Source organism: Methylobacterium sp. WL64 (assembly GCF_008039945.1).
GTDB lineage: Bacteria > Pseudomonadota > Alphaproteobacteria > Rhizobiales > Beijerinckiaceae > Methylobacterium.
On record NZ_VRVA01000284.1, the window covers coordinates 1 to 1,186 of the forward strand.

At 60.4% G+C, this 1,186-nt stretch carries 3 protein-coding genes; 2 read left to right on the forward strand and 1 reads right to left on the reverse strand.

The annotated features are described in order from the left end of the window. Positions 1-20 precede the first annotated feature (20 nt). Positions 21-200 (reverse strand): hypothetical protein, encoded by a 180-nt coding sequence (locus tag FV242_RS33900; protein ID WP_147942028.1) that lies wholly within the window; start codon positions 198-200, stop codon positions 21-23. Positions 201-366: 166 nt separating this feature from the next. Between FV242_RS33900 and FV242_RS35120 the strand changes: the two genes are divergently transcribed. Beyond that, positions 367-540, forward strand: coding sequence for a hypothetical protein (locus FV242_RS35120; RefSeq protein ID WP_187278686.1), 174 nt, complete (start codon positions 367-369; stop codon positions 538-540). 257 nt (positions 541-797) lie between these two features. Continuing rightward, positions 798-1,186, forward strand: a 389-nt coding sequence (locus tag FV242_RS33905; protein WP_147942029.1) for a Crp/Fnr family transcriptional regulator, incomplete at its 3' end; no start/stop codon positions are given.

A 1,186-nucleotide genomic window follows, 5' to 3' on the forward strand; every position in this document is an offset into this window, starting at 1 on the left:
GTGTAGATCTCCATGCAATTCTAATCAATGACGATCACCCGGAACGTGCCTTGGTCGCCGACCGGCATCCTATCTCGAACCATGTCCGGCAGTGCGGATAGTGCCATGCTCCGGGCCGCAAAGTGGCATGTCAGGCCCTCGCCGTAGTCGCCCTCGACGTACCGGTCATCGGCGTCGGTATCGATCGTGTAGTGCGCCACACCGGCTCTCCTTCACAACGGCGTGAAGATGCACAGTTTCGGCAGTCGCCTCACTAACATGCGTCAGGCCGCCGCATGCTAAAGTCAAAGACGGCATCAAGGGTGCCGGTAGGCTATGGCGTTCGATCGAAAGTGCCGGGATAAGCCGGCTGCAGTAGCCGAAACGATGCCCCAGACCCTCCCTGGCTGGATCCTGTTTGCCTGTATTCTGGTCTCTGGAATAACCGCAGGTTCAGCGGCTGCCGCGATGCTCGACGATGCACTAGGCGAAGGGGCGATCCAGCGACGCAATTTCCTAACGTTGCTGCTGTTCGGCACGCTGCTGGTGGAAACGCGGTGATGAGTTGGCCCCGGCCATTGGCACACAGCGGCTTGTTCCAATGCCCTCCAAGATCCGCGCCTCTCTCCGCGGTCTTCAATCCGCTTGAAGGCCTCCGGGGCTGTGCCCTGTACCTGCAGAGCATGCGGCATCGGGCACATTCGAGGGTCATGCCAGGAAGCTCAGACCAGTTACCTTCAGAACCGCGACAAGAATTAGCACATATGTTAAGAAGCGACGGCTGGGTAGTCCCGCTCTCGCTCGTAGGAGGAGAGTGCATGGCCAATTTACCCCACCCGTCTACTCCGAACCCGATCCTGCGCAAGGTGGAGAGCATCGCACTCTTCAAGCTGTCCGAGGAGGAGCGAGCGGCACTCATCGCCTTGCCGATGCAGGAGGCGCAGTTCGACGCTTACCAGGACATCGTTCGCGAGGGGGATCGCCCTTCTCGCTGTTTTGCGGTGCTGGATGGCTTCGTCTCCACGTATAAGACCACCCTCGCGGGCAAGCGCCAGGTCGCGGCCTTCCACGTCCCCGGTGATGTGCCGGACATTCAGAGCCTGCACCTGAAGGTACTCGACAACAGCATCTCTTCGGTTGGCCCGTGCAGGCTCGGCTTCGTCCAATACGACGCCCTGCGTGCGCTGTTTCGGGCCCATTCCCGCAT

Excerpts from the sequence above, each read along its gene's own strand:
- FV242_RS35120 (WP_187278686.1), top strand. The coding sequence starts at position 367 with ATGCCCCAGACCCTCCCTGGCTGGATCCTGTTTGCCTGTATTCTGGTC.